This window comes from Streptomyces sp. SID11385 (assembly GCF_010548245.1).
Taxonomy (GTDB): Bacteria; Actinomycetota; Actinomycetes; order Streptomycetales; family Streptomycetaceae; genus Streptomyces.
The window spans coordinates 1-1,436 of the sequence record NZ_JAAGLR010000127.1 but is presented as its reverse complement, the minus strand read 5'-3'; the positions used below and the strand labels follow the sequence as shown (position 1 = coordinate 1,436).

The following is a 1,436-nucleotide window of genomic DNA, read 5'->3' as shown; positions in this document are numbered from 1 at the left end:
GTACGGGCGGCGGGGCTGCCAGGGCGTAGTCGCCGTCCGGCGGCTCGGGGTGCTCGGCGGGGCGGTCGCTCACGTACCGGGGACCGCCGCCCGCCCGTACCCCCGCCTCCTCGGGCGTCCCGCCTTCGGGGAGCCGTACGCCTTCGGGCAGCGTCGGCTCCTCCGGGCGCGCCGACGTCTCCGAGACCGTCGCGGGGAGGTCCGAGGCGCGCAGGACCGGCGCGGGGCGGCCCGTGCCGTCCGTCTCGCGGGCCTGCGGCCAGTCGGGTGTGGCGGAAGGCGGGTCCGCGGGGGGCCCGGGCACCGCCGAGAGGTCGTAGCCGCAGCCCCCGCAGTACAGGTCACTCTCGTCGAGTGGTTCCGCGCACCGGGGACAAGCCGCCAGTTGATGCGTCCGCGCCATCAATCACACCCACGTCCGGGGGCGGAGTCGGTTGGCCCGCTCCACCAGTTCGATCCGTTCCCCGCCGTCTCCGGCGAGCCTGGCCAAGGTCCGGAAGGCGCGTTCCAGGCCGAACCGGAGCCCGCGCTCGTCGAGCGGGCAGCCCAGCAGAGCACCCTCCCGCGGTCCTGCGCCGTGGCGACCCGAGAGTACCCAGTCGAGCGCCGCGCCCAGTACCTCGGCCGTGAGCGTCTGTGCCCGCACCGCGTCGACCCCGTCGCCCAGTTCACCGACGCGGGCCGCCGCCGCGCGCAGGTCGGCGAGGGGCGCCTGCCCCGGGGACCGCCCCCGCAACCGCGCCCGGGTCGCCGCGATCCCGGCGGCGGCGTGGTGCGCCGAGGACTCGGGCACCGTCTCCAAGGCCCGTACCGAGGACTCGCGTTCGCCCGCCGCGAAGAGCACCCGCGCCAGACCGAAGGCGGCGCTCACGTAGCCCGGGTCGGTCTGCCACACCAGCCGGTAGTACTCCACGGCGTTGTCGAGCTGGCCGAGCGCCTCGGCGCACAGCGCGAGCGCGAGCTTCGGCGCCGCCTCGCCGGGGAAGGCGTCGTAGATCGCGTCGAAGGAGAGCGCGGCCCGGTCGAGTTCGCCCGTCACGAGCGAGGCGAGGCCCCGGTACCAGACGACCCGCCAGTCCTCGGGGTACGCGCGCTCCAGGTCGTCGAGCGAGCGGCCCGCCGCGTCCGGCTGTCCCATCTCCAGGCGCGCCCGCACCTCGCGCAGCCGCACCTCGGGCGAGTCGGCCGGGGCGTTGCGCAGGGCGCTGATCAACTCGCTGTGCACCGCTGTGTGCAGACCGGCGAGGAAGCCGGCGCTCGGGTCGTTCGCGTCCACGCGCGGCACGGGCAGCGCGAGCGCCGCCTCGGGAACGCGCAGCGGGCGCAGCGCCCCGGCGGGGGAGGCGGGGGGCGCCGACGGGGGAGGGGGGAGTGGGGACGTGGCGAGGGGCGGGGTGCCGGGCTGGGCCGGGAGCGGGCCCGGTCCGGCGTGCGCG

Annotated in this window: 1 protein-coding gene and 1 pseudogene; both read right to left on the bottom strand. The window is 77.4% G+C overall.

What is annotated here, in order from left to right; translation table 11 throughout:
* Nucleotides 1-304 (bottom strand): annotated as a pseudogene (locus tag G3I42_RS04170) (phosphatase); the annotation flags it as partial.
* Nucleotides 305-406: 102 nt separating this feature from the next.
* Nucleotides 407-1,436 (bottom strand): tetratricopeptide repeat protein (locus G3I42_RS04165; protein WP_164282482.1); only part of this gene is annotated, 1,030 nt, incomplete at its 5' end.